14 protein-coding genes are annotated in these 16,324 nt (G+C 66.4%); 4 read left to right on the forward strand and 10 right to left on the reverse strand.

Annotation, left to right across the window (positions count from 1 at the left end; all coding sequences use genetic code 11):
* Positions 1-304: 304 nt before the first annotated feature.
* The 7 genes from CXB49_RS19270 to def all read right to left on the reverse strand — a co-directional run bounded on the left by CXB49_RS19270 (position 305) and on the right by def (position 8,157).
* The gene (locus CXB49_RS19270; RefSeq protein WP_043571914.1) at positions 305-1,573 is read right to left on the reverse strand and encodes a sigma-54 dependent transcriptional regulator; all 1,269 of its coding nucleotides are present in this window, start codon (positions 1,571-1,573) and stop codon (positions 305-307) included.
* A complete protein-coding gene (locus CXB49_RS19275) occupies positions 1,573-3,684 on the reverse strand; it encodes an ATP-binding protein (protein WP_101709863.1) in 2,112 nt (703 codons plus the stop codon). The genes CXB49_RS19270 and CXB49_RS19275 overlap by 1 nt, the downstream gene beginning before the upstream one ends.
* Positions 3,684-4,256 carry a DUF4390 domain-containing protein gene (locus CXB49_RS19280; RefSeq protein WP_233492863.1) on the reverse strand — a complete coding sequence of 191 codons (573 nt, stop codon included), beginning with the start codon at positions 4,254-4,256 and terminating at the stop codon, positions 3,684-3,686. Before CXB49_RS19280 ends, CXB49_RS19275 begins: the two co-directional genes overlap by 1 nt.
* Positions 4,243-5,499 (reverse strand): 16S rRNA (cytosine(967)-C(5))-methyltransferase RsmB, encoded by a 1,257-nt coding sequence (gene rsmB, locus CXB49_RS19285; RefSeq protein WP_199406904.1) that lies wholly within the window; start codon positions 5,497-5,499, stop codon positions 4,243-4,245. Before rsmB ends, CXB49_RS19280 begins: the two co-directional genes overlap by 14 nt.
* 62 nt (positions 5,500-5,561) lie before the next feature.
* Positions 5,562-6,419, reverse strand: a complete 858-nt coding sequence (gene htpX, locus CXB49_RS19290; RefSeq protein ID WP_101709866.1) for a zinc metalloprotease HtpX — start codon at positions 6,417-6,419, stop codon at positions 5,562-5,564.
* 42 nt (positions 6,420-6,461) lie between these two features.
* Positions 6,462-7,385: a methionyl-tRNA formyltransferase gene (gene fmt / locus CXB49_RS19295; protein ID WP_101709867.1), complete on the reverse strand. Its 924-nt coding sequence runs from the start codon at positions 7,383-7,385 to the stop codon at positions 6,462-6,464.
* Between the two features lie 268 nt (positions 7,386-7,653).
* Positions 7,654-8,157, reverse strand: a complete 504-nt coding sequence (gene def / locus CXB49_RS19300) for a peptide deformylase (RefSeq protein WP_101709868.1) — start codon at positions 8,155-8,157, stop codon at positions 7,654-7,656.
* A 128-nt stretch (positions 8,158-8,285) separates the two neighbouring features.
* On the opposite strand from def, the gene CXB49_RS19305 reads away from it, so the two are divergent.
* From CXB49_RS19305 to topA, 4 genes are all read left to right on the forward strand, one after another.
* The gene (locus CXB49_RS19305; protein ID WP_101709869.1) at positions 8,286-9,323 is read left to right on the forward strand and encodes a LysM peptidoglycan-binding domain-containing protein; all 1,038 of its coding nucleotides are present in this window, start codon (positions 8,286-8,288) and stop codon (positions 9,321-9,323) included.
* Positions 9,320-10,396, forward strand: a complete 1,077-nt coding sequence (gene dprA / locus CXB49_RS19310; RefSeq protein ID WP_101709870.1) for a DNA-processing protein DprA — start codon at positions 9,320-9,322, stop codon at positions 10,394-10,396. Before CXB49_RS19305 ends, dprA begins: the two co-directional genes overlap by 4 nt.
* Positions 10,397-10,426: 30 nt before the next feature.
* A complete protein-coding gene (locus CXB49_RS19315; RefSeq protein WP_101709871.1) occupies positions 10,427-10,885 on the forward strand; it encodes a DUF494 family protein in 459 nt (152 codons plus the stop codon).
* 151 nt (positions 10,886-11,036) lie between these two features.
* Positions 11,037-13,346 carry a type I DNA topoisomerase gene (gene topA, locus CXB49_RS19320; protein WP_101709872.1) on the forward strand — a complete coding sequence of 770 codons (2,310 nt, stop codon included), beginning with the start codon at positions 11,037-11,039 and terminating at the stop codon, positions 13,344-13,346.
* A 110-nt stretch (positions 13,347-13,456) separates the two neighbouring features.
* On the opposite strand, the gene CXB49_RS19325 is transcribed toward topA, so the two are convergent.
* The 3 genes from CXB49_RS19325 to gshA are packed head-to-tail and all read right to left on the reverse strand — an operon-like array spanning position 13,457 to position 16,110.
* The gene (locus CXB49_RS19325) at positions 13,457-13,837 is read right to left on the reverse strand and encodes a diacylglycerol kinase (protein WP_101709873.1); all 381 of its coding nucleotides are present in this window, start codon (positions 13,835-13,837) and stop codon (positions 13,457-13,459) included.
* 26 nt (positions 13,838-13,863) lie between these two features.
* Positions 13,864-14,808 (reverse strand): glutathione synthase, encoded by a 945-nt coding sequence (gene gshB, locus CXB49_RS19330; RefSeq protein ID WP_101709874.1) that lies wholly within the window; start codon positions 14,806-14,808, stop codon positions 13,864-13,866.
* Positions 14,809-14,823: 15 nt separating this feature from the next.
* The gene (gene gshA, locus CXB49_RS19335; protein WP_101709875.1) at positions 14,824-16,110 is read right to left on the reverse strand and encodes a glutamate--cysteine ligase; all 1,287 of its coding nucleotides are present in this window, start codon (positions 16,108-16,110) and stop codon (positions 14,824-14,826) included.
* Positions 16,111-16,324 lie beyond the last annotated feature (214 nt).

Genomic DNA, 16,324 nt, shown 5'->3' on the forward strand with positions numbered 1-16,324 from the left:
CGAGCAAAACGCCTGAGACAAGGCGCGCCTCCGCAGACAGTACCAATAGTCCGGCAAGGAGGCTCAACGCGGCATCAGGCGTTTTGCCTTACTCCTCCGCCACCTTGTCCAGCAAAGCGTCCGAGACAAGGAGCGCCTCCGCAGACAGTACAAATGGTACGGCAAGGAGGCGCAACGCGGTATCGGTCGTTTTGCCTTACTCTTCCGCCACCTTGTCCGGCAAAACGTCTGAGACAAGGCGCGCCGGCGCAGACAGTACAAATGGTACGGCAAGGCGGCGCAACGCGGTATCGGACGTTTTGCTTTACTCCTCCGCCACCTTGCGGGCGAACTTGATGCCCAGCTGCTTAAGCTTGCGGTACAGGTGGGTGCGCTCCAGGCCCACCTTCTGCGCCACCCGGCTCATATTGCCGTTTTCCAGCGAGATGTGGTACTCGAAATAGCGCCGCTCCAGCTGCTCGCGCAATTCGCGCAGCGGGATGTTGAAGTCGAAGCCCGACTCCTCCACCGGCTTCTCGTGGCGGAACTGCGCCAGCACCTTGTTGACCTCGCCGGCGTCGACCTCGTCGGACTCGGCGGTCAGCGCCAGGCTCTTGATGATGCTTCTGAGCTGCTCCAGATTGCCCGGCCAGTCGTACTGGCGCATCGCGTTCAGTGCCGCGGTGGTCAGCTTGCGCGCCGGCACCTGCTTCGACTCGACCAGCTCGACCAGGATCTGCTCGGCGATGAAGGTGATGTCCTCGGAATGCTCGCGCAGCGGCGGGATCGGCACGATGACGCTGGACAGCGCCGTCAGCAGCCGGTTGTCGCACTCCGGATCGACCAGCAGCTCCTGCAGCGGCCGGCTGCAGGAACAGAGCAGCCGGACATTGAAGCGGTCGAGCTTGGACAGCAGGAACAGCAGGCCCTGCTGCACGCGGCGGCTGTACTGGCCGATCTCCGGCAGATACAGCACGCCGTTATTGGCTTTCTGCAGCAACTCCAGCGGCGCGTCGGCCAGCTGCTCTAGCTTGGCCGGCGTCACCCACGGCGTGTTGCCCTGGTGGAAGAAGCGCGCCACCAGCTCGAAGCCGGAGCCGGACTCGCCGGTCAACAGCACCGGCGACTTGACCTTGGCCACGCGCTCCAACTGGCGCTTCAGCTCCTGTATCGGCTCGCTGCGGCCCAGCTTGTCCAGGTTCAGCGAGGTGTTCGCCTGCATGTCGCCGTACTTCAGCGCGCGCTGAACGGTGGTCAGCAGCTTCTGCAGGGCGATCGGCTTTTCCAGGAAATCGAAGGCGCCGATGCGGGTGGCCTCGACCGCGGTGTCTATGCTCGCATGGCCGGACATCATCACCACCGGCATATTGAGCAGGCCGGACTTGGCCCACTCCTTCAGCAGGGTGACGCCGTCGCAATCGGGCATCCAGATGTCGAGCAGCACCAACGCCGGACGCGTCTGGTTGCGCAACTGCCTGGCCACTTCGGCGTTTTCCGCCAGGGCCACGGTATAACCTTCGTCCTGCAGGATCTCGGAGAGCAGTTCTCGGATACCGATCTCGTCATCCACAATCAAAATATCGCTGCTACGCATTAGGCCTCCAGCAATGGCAGGGAGAGAAGGATACGCGCGCCTCGTCGTTCGGCATTACCCACGATGACCTGACCATGGTGTTCTTCCATAATCTTCTTGACCACGGCCAGTCCCAGACCGGTTCCCTTGGCTTTGCTGGTCACATAAGGCTCGAACGCGCGCCTGAGGATGTCGGGGCTGAAGCCCGCGCCATTGTCCTCGACGCAGACGAGCGCGTTTCCTTCTTCTTGTCGGCTGCTAATTTGAATCATCGGGATGCCAACGTCAAGGACTGCATCCTGAGCGTTCTGCATCAGATTATGCAGCACCTGGCGCAACAGGGCGGCATCGCCCATGACAGTCAACGGCACCTCTTCCAGCGCAATCTTAACAGCAGGATTGGATTCGTAAAGGGCCATCACCTCGCGAACCACCTGATTGAGATCAAGCTTGACCAGTTTGATCCTCGGCGCGCGGGCATAGTCGCGGAACGCGTCCACCATGCTTTTCAAGGCGCCGACCTGCTTGATGATGGTGTCGGTCGAGCGTTTCAGCATGTCGGCGTCCGCGCCTTCCAGCTTGTCCGCCAGCTTCATCGCCAGCCGTTCGGCCGACAGCTGGATCGGCGTCAGCGGGTTGCGGATCTCGTGCGCCAGCCGCTTGGCCACCTCGCCCCAGGCCGCGTCGCGCTGGGCGCGCCCCAGCTCGGTGATGTCGTCGAACACCAGCACATAGCCGTCGCTGGAGTGTTCCGGCAACCGCGCGCCGCGCACCAAGAGCGTGCGCTCGCCCTGGCTGGTCTCGTAGTTCAGCTGGGTCTGCCAATCGCTTTCGACGTCGCTGTCGGCATGCTCCATCACCGTTTCCACCAGCGGCGCCACCGCCGGGATCGCGCCGCCCCAGTCCGGGAAGCCGCGCTCGGCCAGTTGGCTGAAGTCTACCCCGAGTATGCGCGAGGCGCTGCTGTTGGCGGCGCGTATCTGCCAGTCCCGGCCGAAGGCGATGACGCCGGCCGACAGGTTGGCCAGTATGCTCTCCAGGTACAGCTTGCCGCCTTCCAGCTCGCTGCGGCTCTTGTCCGCCACCTGGCGCGCCTCGTCCAGCTGCTGGGTCATGCGGTTGAACAAGGTGGTCAGCATGCCCAGCTCGTCGCGGCGGTAGACCGGATGGCGCTTGGAGAAGTCGCCCTGCGCCACCGCCCGCGTGCCGGCCGCCAGTTCGGACAGCGGCGCCGACAGGCGCTCGGACAGGAACAGCGCGAAGGCCAGCGCGGCGGTCAGCGCCAGCAGCACCGCCAGCGCCAGCGTCAGCATGTAGAAAGTGCGCAGACCCTGGCGCGACAGCAACAGCTGGCGGTATTCGGAACGGGCGCTCTCTATCTGCTCGGCGTCGCGGCTGATGTCGCCGGGCGCCGCCTGCAACAGTTGCAGCACCCGCGACGATTCGTCCGGCGCCCGATAGGCCAGCAGCACCCGCAGGGCCAGGCCGTTATTGCCGTCGTTTTCTATGCTTTGCTGCGGCGCGCGCAGCTTGACGCCGCGCAGGGCCTCGCGCGTCGGCGCCGCCGGCGGCGGCCGGGAGCCGGAGGCGGCGAAAGCCACCAGCCGGCCGTCGGCGCGGCTGAAGACCGCGATTTCCTTCAGCCCCAGCTGCTCGCGCATCCGCTCCAGCTGCACCGGCAGCTGACCGTCCGGCAACGGCTCCACTTCCTCCAGCACCATCCGGCCCTTGCGGCCGACATCGTCGAGCACATAGTTCAGCGCGCTGCGGCCAAGCACCAGGCCGCGGTCCAGCGCCGCCTCGACGCGGACGTCGAACCAGCTTTCTATGCTTCGGGTCAGGAACTGCGCCGACACGGTGAACACCAACAGGCCCGGCACCAGCGCGACGCCGGCGAACATCAGCGCCAGCTTCTGCGTCAGCTTCGCGCCGAACACCCGGTTTCTGACCCGCTGCCGGAGCCGCCACAGCTGGCGGCCGACCACGCTGAGCAGCGCCAGCAGCAGCAGGCCGTTCAGGCCGAACACCCACCAGTAGTAATCGTTGAGCTTGGAGGCGTTGCCGGTCGCCACCGCCAGCAGGTAGAGCAGGATCGCGCCGACGGTCGCCATCGCGATGGTGGCGTAGCGCATCAGCCGGCGTCCTTGACGTCGAGCTTGATCCAGTCGGACTCCAGCGACCAGTCGTCGGAGCCGAAGGCGTTCATCTGGAACGGTTTGGGCAATTCGCTGATATCCAGCAGCAGCCGGACCTGGCCGGCGACCTGGCCCGGTTTCTTCGGATCCAGCGCGCCGGGCGTCAGCACGCGCCAGCCCTGGATCGCGCCGATGGCGGCCAAGGCTTCACGCAAGGTGGGATAGTAATTGGACAGGCTGCCTATGCTGACGCGGTAGCGGCCGGTCAGCGGCTGATAGGACAGCTTGAAGCCCAGTTGGGCGTGCGGATCGAACCACTCGCGCAAGCTGAGATAGTAGGCGGTGGTGCGCGGCCGCGTCAGCTGGAACTCCAGGCGGAAGCCCAGCACCACGCCCTGCTGCAGCGCCTCGCTGAGGCTGGGCGTCAGCTTGGTCAGAAAACGGGTGCTGACCGACAGCGTGCCGTCGGACATCACCTCGGCCTCGGCGCGGCGCGAAGCGATGGAGTCGGCCTGCGCCGCCGGCAACAGGCAGCACAACAGGGCCAACGCCAGACTAAGATTTCGCAAGCAGCGCGTAATAGAAGCCGTCATGTCGCTCACAGGGCAGCAGTTGCTCCTGCTTCAGGCACGCCGCATCCGGGTGGCGCGCGAGAAAGCTTTCCAATTGCTGGCGGTTTTCTTCGGGAAAAATCGAGCAGGTAGCGTATAGCATTTTGCCGCCGCTGGCGAGCAGCGACCACAGCGCGTCGGCCATCGCCGCCTGCTGGCGTCCCAGCGCGGCGAAATCGCCGGGACGGCGCAGCCACTTGATGTCGGGATGGCGGCGCACGACGCCGGAGGCCGAGCATGGCACATCGGCCAGGATGCGGTCGAACGGCTTGCCGTCCCACCAGTCCTGCGGCCGCGCCGCGTCGGCCTGGCGCAGCTCGGCGTTCAGGCCCAGCCGCTCCAGATTGTCGCCGACCCGCGCGAGACGAGCGGCGTCGATATCGAGCGCGGTGACTTCCAGATCGGCCAGCTCCAGCATGTGGCCGGTCTTGCCGCCCGGCGCCGCGCAGGCGTCCAGCACCCTCAGACCCGGCGCCAACTCCAGCCAGTGGGCCGCGCGCTGCGCGCCCTCGTCCTGCACCGACACGTCGCCGTCGGCGAAGCCCGGCAACTCGCGCACCGCCACCGGCTTGGCCACCCGGACGGCGTCGCCGCCCAGCGCCGAGGCGGCCATGCCGGCTTCCTCCAGCCGCGCCAGATACGCGTCGACCGTGCCGCGGCGGCGGTTGACCCGCAGCGTCAGCGGCGGATGGACGTTGCTGGCGTCGACGATGGCGCGCCATTCGCCGGGATAGCCGTCCTTCAGCCGCGCCACCCACCAGTCCGGGTGGTTGGACCAGGCCGCCTCATCGGCGGTCGCGGCGGCCAGCACCTCGTCGCGGCGACGCTGGAAGTTGCGCAGCACGCCGTTGACCAGGCCCTTGAACTTGCCGCGCGCCAGCAGGCCGGCCTGGGTCACCGCCTCGTTCACCACCGCGTACGGCGCGGCGCGGGTATGCTGCAACTGGTACAGCGCCACCAGCAGCAAACGCTCCACGCCCGGTTCCGGCAGCGGATTGGGCACCAGTTGGCGCAGGCAGTGGCGCAGCACGCCCAGATGGCGCAGGCTGCCGTAGCTGAGGTCCTGCAGCGCGCCGCGCTCGGCGGCGCTCAGCCCCGCCTGCTGGCGCTGGGCGTCGGCCAGCGCCTCGGTCAGGGTCGTGCCGTCCTCGATGCGGGCCAGGATGTCGGCGGCCAGTTGCTGGATATGATGCATGGCGATTCTTTCGATAAAACAAGGCCAGTCCGCGGGGACTGGCCGGGATGCGTGGAAGTCTGGCGCGCTCAGCGGCCGCCGCGCGCCAGCGCGTGCAGCCGCTCTATGCGTTCGGCGGTGTGCGGGTGGGTGCGGAACAAATCGCCCAGCGCGCCGCCGCCGGACAGCGGATTGATGATCATCATCTGCGCCGTTTCCGGATGGGCTTCGGCCGTCGGCATCGCGATGCCCTGGGCGTAATATTCTATCTTCTGCAGCGCGGCGGCCAGCGCCAGCGGATCGCCGCTGATCTCGGCGCCGCCGCGGTCGGCCTCGAACTCGCGCGCGCGCGAGATCGCCATCTGGATCAGGCCCGCCGCCATCGGCGCCAGCAAGGCCACCGCGAGGCGCGGCAGCCAGCCGACAGGCTGGCCGTTCTCGTCGCGGCCGCCGAAGAACATCGCGAAATTGGCCAGCGCCGAGATCGCGCCGGCCATCGTCGCGGAAATGGTGGAAATCAACGTGTCGCGGTGTTTGACGTGGGCCAGCTCGTGCGCCATCACGCCGCGCAGCTCGCGGTAGTCCAGCATGCGCATGATGCCGCTGGTGGCGGCCACCGCGGCGTTTTCCGGGTCGCGTCCGGTGGCGAAGGCGTTCGGCTGCTCCTCGTGGATCACGTAGACGCGCGGCATCGGCAGGCCGGCGCGCTGCGCCAGCTCGGCCACCATGCCGTAGAACTCCGGCGCGCTGCTGGCGTCCACTTCCTGCGCGTTGTACATCGACAGCACCATGCGGTCGGAATTCCACCAGGCGAACAGATTCATGCCGCCGCCGAACAGCAGCGCCAGCAACATGCCGCCCTTGCCGCCTATCAGGCCGCCGATCAGGACGAACAAGGCCATGATCGCGGCCATCAGCACCGTGGTCTTGAGCCAGTTGTCGTTCATGCTTTCCTTTCGAACCCGCTGTTTTACATCAGGCTTAGTGCGTCAAACGCCCAAACGGGTTCCCGCCGGCAGGCTCTTGCCGGCGACGAAGTCGCGCGCGGCCAGCCGCTTGCCGCCGGCGGCCTGCAGCAGGGCGACGCGCACCAGGCCTTGCCCGGCGCCGACCAACACCCCGTCGGCGTCGGCCGACACGACAACGCCCGGCTCGGCCGAGCCGGCCTCGGCGCTCGCCATCCACAGCTTCAGCGGCTCGCCGCCAAGCTGGGTGAAGGCGCCCGGCGCCGGATTGTAGGCGCGGATCGCCCGGGCGACGTCCTCGGCCGGCAGCGTCCAGTCCACCTCGGCCTCGGCCTTGGACAGCTTCTGCGCGTAGGTGACGCCGTCCTCCGGCTGCCGTTGCGGCCGGATCGCGTCCAGCCGGCCCAGCGTCTCGACGATGGCCTGGGCGCCGCAGGCGGCCAGCTTGTCGTGCAGCGTGGCGGCGGTCTCGTCGGCGGCGATCGCCACCGGGTGCACGCTCAGCATGTCGCCGGTGTCCAGGCCGACGTCCATCTGCATGATGGTGATGCCGGTCTCGCCGTCGCCCGCCAGGATCGCGCGCTGGATCGGCGCGGCGCCGCGCCAGCGCGGCAACAGCGACGCGTGGATGTTCAGGCAGCCGCGCGCCGGGATTTCCAGCACGTCCTGCGGCAGGATCAGGCCGTAGGCGGCCACCACCATCACATCGGCGCCGACGTCGCGCAGCATCTGCTGCGCCTCGAGGTTGCCGCGCAGCTTTTCCGGCTGTTCGACGCGCAAGCCGTGGGCCAGCGCCACTTCCTTGACCGGGCTCGGCTTCAGCTTCATGCCGCGGCCGGCCGGCCGGTCCGGCTGGGTCAACACCAGCGCGATCTGGTGGCCGGCGGCTATCAGCTCGCGCAGCGCGGCGGCGGCGAATTCCGGCGTACCGGCGAAAATCAGTTTCATCGTTCGGACTTTCCGCTACGAGCCTGTTTATGATCTTTTTGCGGCATCGGCGGTTTTCTGCCGGACGCAGGGCGCGGAAAACGGCCCGCCGCAGTGTCGCTCACTGCAAGGGGCGTTTGACAAAGCCATGCGCCGGCAGAAAACGGCCCCGAAGGGCAATCCAGCCTGCAGGCTGGACTGCGATGCTCGTAAAAAAGATCATAAACAGGCTCTAATGACAACGGCGCCGTCGCGCGGCGCCGCCAACTCCATGCCGTTCGGCCGGAGATTACATATTCTGTTTTTCGCGCTTCTTCAGCTTGGTCTTGATCCGTTGCTGCTTCATCTGCGACAGCCGTTCGACGAAGACCACGCCGTTCAGGTGATCGATCTCGTGCTGGATGCAGATCGCCAGCAGGCCGTCGGCCTCCAGCTCGTACGGCTTGCCGTCGCGGCCCAACGCCTTCACCCTGACGTGCTCGGCGCGGGTCACCTTGTCGTAGATGCCGGGCACCGACAGACAGCCTTCCTCGTAGACGGTCTCCCCGTCCTTCTCGACGATTTCCGGGTTGATGAACACGCGGCGCTCGTCACGCTCCTCCGAGATGTCCATCACCACCAGCCGGTAGTGGTAATCGACCTGGGTGGCCGCCAGACCGATGCCCTTGGCCTCGTACATCGTTTCGAACATGTCGTCGATCTGCTGCTGCAACGCGGCATCGAAAACCTCCACCGGCTTGGCCACGGTGTGCAGTCTCTCGTCCGGGTAATGCAAAATGTTCAACAGCGCCATTGCTTTTCATTCACTCCAAGTTGTCGTATCGCTGCGCCCGCGCCGATAATAGAGCCATCCGACGCAGCTTTCGTTCCGTTCCTGCCCCAGGCGCCCGCCTGGCGGCAACAAAAATGGGATTCATCCTTATGCGTAATCGCATTATATCGCTTGCGCTGCTTCTGGGGCTGGTCTCGCCGGCCTTTTCCGACGATCTGACGCTGAAATCCAACGCGCCGACACGCTATACCGTGGGCCGGGGCGACACGCTGTGGGGCATAGCGGGCCGCTATCTGAACAGCCCATGGCAATGGCCGCAGCTGTGGCGGATGAACCGCGGCCAGGTCCGCAATCCGCACTGGATCTATCCCGGCGACGTGCTGGTGCTCGACTACGCCGACGGACAGCCCAGGCTGTCGCTGGCCATGGACGTCCAGCGCGAGGTCAAGCTGTCGCCGCAGGTCCGGCCGGAACAGCTGGACCGCGCGATCTCCAGCATTCCCGCCGACGCGATCGAACCGTTCCTGGTCCGCCCGCTAGTGGTCGACGCGCAACAATTCGCCACCGGCCCGCGGTTGGTGGCCGGGCCGGACGAGCACCTCAGCATCAGCAGCGGCGACCGCGTCTACGCCAGCGGCGTCGGCGAAACCGGCACCTGGCAGGCCTATCGGCTGGGCAAGGAGCTGGTCGACCCGGACAGCAAGGAAGTGCTCGGCATCGAAGCGGTATATGGTGGCGATTTGATCGTTGACAAGCTGCGCCCCGACATCCAGTCGATGACCGTCGGCCGCGTCGCCGGCGAGGTGCTGGTCGGCGACCACCTGGTGCGCGCGCCGCAGGAACAATTCGTCAGCTATGTGCCGCACAGCCCGCCCGGCGGCCTGCGCGGCAAGATCATCTCCACCTACAAGGGCATAGACGGCGCCGCCCAGTATTCGACGGTGGCCGTCAACCTGGGCCGCCGCCAGGGCATGGAGCCCGGTCTGGTGTTCGGCGTGTTCAAGAAGGGCGGCGACATCGAGATCGTCGGCGCCGACGGCAAAAAGCGCCAGGCCCAGCTGCCGACCGAGCAGGCCGGCAAACTGTTCGTCTACCGCGTGTTCGACCGCGTATCCTACGCGCTGGTGCTGGACAGCCGAGGCGCCATCTACGTCGGCGACGGCATCGCCTCACCGGAAAGCGAATGAACGAGAGTATCGAAGACTGGCTGCGGCTGGCGCTGACCCCCGGCATCGGCCCGCTGGGCTTTCTAAAACTGATAGACGCCTTCGGCTCCGCCCGCCACGCCGTCGCCGCCCGAGCCGCCCAGACCGAGAAACTGGTGGGCCGCGAGGCGGCCGAGGCGCTGCGGGACGGCGCGGCCGACGAGGCGGTCGGCGCCGCCCTGGCCTGGGCAGACGGCGACGGCTGCCACCTGATCACGCTGCTGGACGCCGATTATCCGCCGCAGCTGGCCGAGGCCGCGTCGCCGCCGCCGCTGCTGTTCGCCCGCGGCCGACGCGAGCTGCTCTCGCGGACCATGCTGGCCATCGTCGGCAGCCGCGCCGCCACGCCGCAGGGCAAGCGCAACGCCGAGGACTTTTCGTCGGCGCTGGCCCGCCACGGCTACACCATCGTCAGCGGTCTGGCCAGCGGCATAGACGCCGCCGCCCATCAGGGCGCGCTGGCGCAGCCGGCGTCCACCGTCGCGGTGATCGGCACCGGCATCGACCGCGTCTATCCGGCGGCCAACCGCCAGCTGGCGCACCGCATCGCCGTCGAAGGCCTGATCCTGTCCGAATTCCCGCTGGGCATGGGGCCGCTGGCCGGCCACTTCCCGCGCCGCAACCGCATCATCGCCGGCCTGGCCCGGGGCTGTCTGGTGGTGGAGGCCGGCATCGCGTCCGGCTCCTTGATCAGCGCGCGGCTGGCGATGGAGAACAACCGCGACGTGATGGCGATACCCGGCAATATACACAACGCCCAGGCCCGCGGCTGCCACCGGCTGATCCGCGACGGCGCGCGCCTGGTCGAAAGCCCGGACGACGTGCTGGACGAAATCGGCCGCCTGTCCGCCGCGCCGCCGACGCCCCCCGCCACCCCGCCGCAGGCCACGCCGCTGCTGGCCGCGATGGGCTGGGAGCCGGTGCTGGCCGAGTCGCTGGCGGCCCCGCTCGGGTTGACGGCCGGGGAGGTTTACGCGATGCTGCTCGAACTGGAGCTGGACGGCCAGGTCGCCAGCCTCGCCGGCGGCCGCTTCCAGCGTCTGGCACAACTCTGAACGCCCGGCGTTCCATCATGAAAAATACCGATGTTTGACGTACTCACCTATTTATTCGAGCAATACAGCGATCCGGCTGCCTTCGGCGACCGTTCCGCGTTGACCCGGCAGCTGAACGCCGTCGGCTTCGACGACGACGACATCGGCGAAGCGCTGGACTGGCTGGACAGCGTCGGTTCGACCAGCGTCGAGGCCTATGCCGGCGCCGACGACGGCGACGGCCTGCGCGTCTACGCCGCCAGCGAGCTAGAGCATCTGCCGGCCGACGTGCGCGGCCTGATCCGCTTTCTGGAAGACAACGGCGCGCTGACCCCGTCCCAGCGCGAGATGGTGATAGACCGACTGCTGGAGCTGGACAGCGAAGAGCTGGATGTCGACAACGCCAAACTCTTGGTGCTGATGGTGTTGTGGGCGCAACAGGCCGAGCTGCCGATATTGCTGGGCGAAGCGCTGCTGGAAGCCGTGCACGGCGAGCCGACCATGCAATAACTTGTCAGGCCCCGCGCCGCGGCTTAACATGCCGCCGTCCGGCAAACCGGCTTTTCGCGACCAAGAGCGCCCTTGCGCTCTTGTTTCGTTTGACGGATATAACAAGATGTGTCCGCCGGAGACTCCGGCAATGGAATATTGAAAAGACAACATGCCCACCAGCCTCCTGATCGTCGAGTCGCCCTCGAAGGCGAAAACGCTGAAGAAATACCTGGGCCCGGACTTCGAAGTCCTGGCCTCCTACGGCCACGTGCGCGATCTGGTGCCGAAGAACGGCGCCGTCGATCCGGAAAAAGACTTCGCGATGAAGTACCAGCTGATCGCGCGCAACAGCAAACACGTCGACGCCATCGTCAGCGCGGTGCGCGAAGCCGACCACGTCTATCTGGCGACTGACCCGGACCGCGAAGGCGAGGCCATTTCCTGGCACTTGGTGCAGATCCTCAACAGCAAGAAGCTGCTGAAGGACAAGACCGCCCAGCGCGTGGTGTTCCACGAGATCACCAAGAACGCGGTGCTGGACGCGATCCAGAACCCGCGCGACATCGCGCAGGATCTGGTGGACGCGCAGCAGGCGCGCCGCGCGCTGGACTATCTGGTGGGCTTCAATCTGTCGCCGCTGTTGTGGAAGAAGATACGCCGCGGCCTGTCCGCCGGCCGCGTGCAGAGCCCGGCGCTAAGGCTGATCTGCGAGCGCGAGAACGAGATCAAGGCCTTCGTCCAGCAGGAATACTGGTCGGTCCATCTCGACAGCCACAAGAGCCGCACCAAGTTCTCGGCCAAGCTGACCACGCTCGCCGGCAAGAAGCTCGACCAGTTCGACATCCCGAACGAGGCCGAGCAGGCGTCGGTGCTGGCCCGGCTGCAAGGCCTGCCGGCCACCGTCGGCACCATCGAGAAGAAAAAGAAATCGCGCAGCCCCGCCGCGCCGTTCACCACCTCGACGCTGCAGCAGGAGGCCGTGCGCAAGCTGGGCATGACCACCGACCGCGCGATGCGCACCGCGCAGCAGCTGTACGAGGGCATGGACATCGGCCAGGGCACCGTCGGTCTGATCACCTATATGCGTACCGACTCGGTGGTGCTGGCCAATGAGGCGGTCGAGGAAATCCGCGGCTACATCGGCCTGAAATGGGACGCCGACTACCTGCCGAAAAACCCGGTCGCGTACAAGAGCAAGGCCAAGAACGCTCAGGAGGCACACGAGGCGATCCGCCCGACTTCCATTCTGCGCACGCCGGAGATGGTCAAGCCCTTCCTGACCACCGACCAGTTCAAGCTGTACGACATGATCTGGAAACGGACGCTGGCCTGCCAGATGGCCCCGGCCCGCTTCGACACCACCAGCGTCGACATCCTGGTCGGCGAAGGCGTGTTCCGCGCCAGCGGCCAGGTGCAGACCTTCGCCGGCTTCCTCGCCGTCTACGAAGAGGACGTCGACGACGCCGAGGACGAGGACAACGCCAAGCTGCCGGCGCTGACCGAGGGCGAGGACCTGCCGGTCGACAAGCTGTACGGCGAACAGCACTTCACCCAGCCCCCGCCGCGCTTCTCCGAAGCCAGCCTGGTCAAGGCGCTGGAAGAATTCGGCATCGGCCGGCCGTCGACATACGCCAGCATCATCTCGACGCTGAAGGACCGCGAATACGTGATCCTGGACAAGAAGCGCTTCCTGCCGACCGACACCGGCGACATCGTCAACAAGTTCCTGACCGAGCACTTCGCCCAGTACGTCGACTACAACTTCACCGCCAAGCTGGAGAACCAGCTGGACGAGATCGCCAACGGCGGCCGTCAGTGGGTACCGGTGATGGACACCTTCTGGAAGGGCTTCAAGAAGCAGATCGACGAGAAGGAAAGCATCTCCCGCGCCGAGGTCACCACCGAAAGCCTGGACGAAGCCTGCCCGAAATGCGGCCAGCCGCTGTCGATCAAGTTCGGCAAGCGCGGCCGCTTCATCGCCTGCACCGGCTATCCGGAATGCGATTACACCCGCAACCTGGGCGAGACGGCCGAGCAGGCCGCCGAGGAAGCCGAGGCGCCGACGGTGATCGAAGGCCGCTCCTGCCCGGACTGCGGCGGCGAGCTGCACATCAAGAAGGGCCGCTACGGCAAGTTCATCGGCTGCGCCAACTATCCGAAGTGCAAGCACATCGAACCGCTGGAGAAGCCGCGCGAGACCGGCGTCACCTGCCCGGAATGCAAGACCGGCCAGCTGATCGAACGCAAGAGCCGCTACGGCAAGCTGTTCTACAGCTGCAACACCTATCCGAAGTGCAAGTACGCGACGTGGAATCCGCCGATCGCCGAGCCGTGCCCGAAGTGCAACTGGCCGATCCTGACGATCAAGACCACCAAGCGCCGCGGCACCGAGAAGGTGTGCCCGCAGAAGGAATGCGGCTACGCCGAGCAGATCGCGCCGCCGGAAGGCAAGGACGCGGCGCCCGCCGAAGAGGCGTAAGCCCGACCGCCGAAACCGCTCCCCCGGGAGCGGTTTTTTTACGTTCGCCGCCCCTGAAAAGGCCAAGGCCCCGCTAGCGGGGCCTTGGCCTTTTCAACACGCGGACGCGGTCAGCCGAACAGCACGATGCCCCAGACCGTGGCCAGGTTGATCAGGCCAAGCAGCTGGGCGGCGCTGCCCATGTCCTTGGCCCGCTTGGCCAGCGGATGGCGCTCCAGCGAGGTATGGTCCACCGCCGCCTCTATCGCCGAGTTCAGCAATTCGATGATCAGCGTGGCCAGGCTGCTGGCCACCAGCATCGCGCGCGCCAGCGGCGCGGCGTGGATCAGGAAGGCCAGCGGGATCAGGATCAGCGCCAATATCGTCAGCTGGCGGAAGGCGTCCTCGTGGCGGAACGCCGCCTTCATGCCGTCCAGCGAGTAGCCGAAGGCGTTGATCAGCCGCGTCAGCCCGGTCTTGCCCTTGAACGGGCTCTCCTGCAGTTTTCCCATCATCGCTCCACGGCGTCAGGCGGACCTCAGTGCTGGCAGCGCCGCTCCAGCGCGTCGATGTACAGTCCGGCGACATTGATGTCGGTCTGATCCATGATCTCGCGGAAGCAGGTCGGGCTGGTGACGTTGACCTCGGTCAGATAGTTGCCGATCACGTCGAGGCCGGCCAGCAGGATGCCGCGCTTCTTCAGCTCCGGCGCCACCGTTTCGACGATCTCGCGGTCGCGCGCCGTCAACGGCCGCGCCTCGCCGCGGCCGCCCGCCGCCAGATTGCCGCGGGTCTCGCCGGCGGCAGGAATCCGCGCCAGGCAGTAGTCGACCGGCACGCCGTCTATCACCAGGATGCGCTTGTCGCCGTCGCGGATCTCGGGAATGTAGCGCTGCGCCATCACCGTGCGCTTGCCGCGCCAGGTGATGGTCTCGATGATCACCGACAGATTCGGATCGTCCGGCTTGACGCGGAAGATGCTTTCGCCGCCCATGCTGTCCAGCGGCTTCAGGATCACGTCCTGGTGCTGGTTGACGAAGGCGCGCAGCCGCTGCGCCTCGCCGCTGATCAGCGTCGGCGAGGTCAGCTCCGGGAAGTTCAGGATGGCCAGCTTTTCATTGAAATCCCGCAAGGCCTGGCCGCTGCTGAACACCTTGACGCCCTGCGCCTCGGCCAGCGTGAACAGCTGGGACGCGTACAGATACTCCAGGTCGAACGGCGGGTCCTTGCGCATCACCACCGCGCTGAACGCGGTCAGCGGCTGGCGCAGCGTCTGTCCAAGCCGATACCACTGCGGCCGTTCGTCGGTGATCGCGAGATCGCGGGCATCGATCTGCAGCCGGCCGCCCTCGACCGACAGCTGTTGCGACTCGGCGAAACTGATGGCGTGGCCGCGGCGGTGCGCCTCCTCCATCATCGCGAAGGTGGTGTCCTTGTATATCTTGAAGTGTTCCAGCGGGTCGGCAATAAACAAGATGCGCATGGTGGTGCTCCAGGGTTATTCGGCGTCCGGATCGGTGGCTTCCAGCTCCAGCGCCGACGCCAGCAGCGCCAGGCGCGAGATCACGCCATAGGCGTAAAAGCGGTTCGGCGCGCAGTCGGGCAGGCCTTTGCGGTCCGGCAGACACGGCGTTTCAAACGACAGCGGCACGAAATGCATGCCCGGCGCGTTCAGGTTCTCGTCTATGCCGCGGCCGGTATGGACGCGGTAGAAGCCGCCGATCACGTAGCGGTCCATCATGTAGACCACCGGCTCGGCCACCGCCTCGTTGACGGTCTCGAAGGTGTATACGCCCTCCTGGACGATGACCTCGGACACCTCCAGGCCTTCCTTGACCACCGACATCTTGTTGCGCGCCTTGCGGTTCAGGCCTATCACCTCGTCCGGACTCTTGACGCTCATCACGCCCATGCCGTAGGTGCCGGCGTCGGCCTTGACGATGACGAAGGGGTCGTTGTCTATGCCGTATTCGCGGTATTTGCGGCGGATCTTGTCCAGCATCTGCGACACCGTTTCGGCCAGCTGCTCCTCGCCGGTGCGGGCATGGAAGTCCAGGCCGCCGCAACTGGCGAAGTAGGGATTGATGGTCCACGGATCGATGGAGATCAGCCGCGCGAACTCGTCGCTGACCCGGTTGTAGGCCTCGAAATGATGGGTCTTGCGCCGCACCGCCCAGCCGGCGTGCAGCGGCGGCAGCAGCGTCTGCTCCAGATTCTTCAGCATGTCGGGGATGCCGGCCGACAAGTCGTTGTTCAGCAGCAGCACGCAGGGATTGAAGCCGTCGGCCAGCGCCACGCGGTTGCCGCGGCGCTCCAGCGGCTCCAGCGTCAGCGTGTCGCCGTTCGCGGTGACCAGCTCGGTCGGCTCGGTGATTTCCGGATTCAGCGAACCGAGCCGGACTTTCAGGCCGGCCTGCTCGAAGATATGCACCAGCGTGGCGACGTTCTGCAGGTAGAAGGTGTTGCGGGTGTGGTTTTCCGGAATCAGCAGGATGCTGCGCGCCTCCGGACACACCTTGTCCACCGCGCTCTGCGCCGCCTGCACCGCCAGCGGCAGGAATTCGGGATTCAGATTGTTGTGGCCGCCGGGAAACAGATTCATGTCGACCGGCGCCAGCTTGAAACCGCTGTTGCGCAGGTCCACCGAGCCGTAGAACGGCGTCGCGTGCGCGTGCCATTGGCTGCGGAACCAATGCTCGATCTGCGGCTGCGCCGCCAGGATGCGGCTTTCCAGCTCGTGGAGCGGACCGGTGAGAGCGGTGGCCAGGTGCGGTACGGGTGACATGGACTCCCCTTGGAACTGACGTTGAATTCGCTAATGGTGGGGGTGGCGGCGACCATATTCAAGTGCCGGCGCGCAATGGACGCCGGCCGGCAACGGGACGCCGACCCCGCCGGCTTCGATTCAGGTCGCCCGGAGCGTCCGCGCCCCCCGTCATCCGCGCGGCAAAGACCCTCATCATACAAACAAAAAGGCGCCGCGAAACGCGGCGCCTGCT

The organism is Chromobacterium sp. ATCC 53434 (assembly GCF_002848345.1).
In the GTDB taxonomy this organism is placed as follows: domain Bacteria; phylum Pseudomonadota; class Gammaproteobacteria; order Burkholderiales; family Chromobacteriaceae; genus Chromobacterium.

Coding starts and splice junctions, on each gene's coding strand:
- def (WP_101709868.1), bottom strand. CDS start 8,157: ATGGCGCTGTTGAACATTTTGCATTACCCGGACGAGAGACTGCACACC.
- CXB49_RS19315 (WP_101709871.1), top strand. CDS start 10,427: ATGTTTGACGTACTCACCTATTTATTCGAGCAATACAGCGATCCGGCT.
- fmt (WP_101709867.1), bottom strand. CDS start 7,385: ATGAAACTGATTTTCGCCGGTACGCCGGAATTCGCCGCCGCCGCGCTG.
- CXB49_RS19325 (WP_101709873.1), bottom strand. CDS start 13,837: ATGGGAAAACTGCAGGAGAGCCCGTTCAAGGGCAAGACCGGGCTGACG.
- gshA (WP_101709875.1), bottom strand. CDS start 16,110: ATGTCACCCGTACCGCACCTGGCCACCGCTCTCACCGGTCCGCTCCAC.
- CXB49_RS19270 (WP_043571914.1), bottom strand. CDS start 1,573: ATGCGTAGCAGCGATATTTTGATTGTGGATGACGAGATCGGTATCCGA.
- CXB49_RS19305 (WP_101709869.1), top strand. CDS start 8,286: ATGCGTAATCGCATTATATCGCTTGCGCTGCTTCTGGGGCTGGTCTCG.
- topA (WP_101709872.1), top strand. CDS start 11,037: ATGCCCACCAGCCTCCTGATCGTCGAGTCGCCCTCGAAGGCGAAAACG.
- dprA (WP_101709870.1), top strand. CDS start 9,320: ATGAACGAGAGTATCGAAGACTGGCTGCGGCTGGCGCTGACCCCCGGC.
- gshB (WP_101709874.1), bottom strand. CDS start 14,808: ATGCGCATCTTGTTTATTGCCGACCCGCTGGAACACTTCAAGATATAC.
- htpX (WP_101709866.1), bottom strand. CDS start 6,419: ATGAACGACAACTGGCTCAAGACCACGGTGCTGATGGCCGCGATCATG.
- CXB49_RS19275 (WP_101709863.1), bottom strand. CDS start 3,684: ATGCGCTACGCCACCATCGCGATGGCGACCGTCGGCGCGATCCTGCTC.